The 302-nt window shown below is 75.2% G+C and carries 1 pseudogene; it reads right to left on the reverse strand.

The window, feature by feature from the left end:
* Positions 1-302 (reverse strand): annotated as a pseudogene (locus DJ021_RS18605) (HAD family hydrolase); the annotation flags it as partial.

The raw sequence follows: 302 nt of genomic DNA on the forward strand, positions 1-302 counted from the left end.
GTGGCGCCCGCCTCCTGCATGGCGGTGACCGGCTCCGCCAGTTCGCCGGCCGCGATCCAGCCGGGCCGGCCCAAACGAGCCGGCCGGCCGTCGACGGTTCCGGTGAGGCCGGCGCCGGTGACCGCCTCGACGCCGTCGGCGTCCTGGTGCTCAGGGAAGGCGACGAGGATGGCGCGCGCCAGGGGGTGCTCGCTGCGGGACTCCAGGGCGGCCGCGATGTCGAGGACCTGCTCCCGGCTCTGGCCGGGAATGGTGGCGACTTCGACGACGGCGGGTTGGTTGCGGGTCAGGGTGCCGGTCTT

The organism is Phenylobacterium hankyongense (assembly GCF_003254505.1).
Lineage (GTDB): Bacteria > Pseudomonadota > Alphaproteobacteria > Caulobacterales > Caulobacteraceae > Phenylobacterium > Phenylobacterium hankyongense.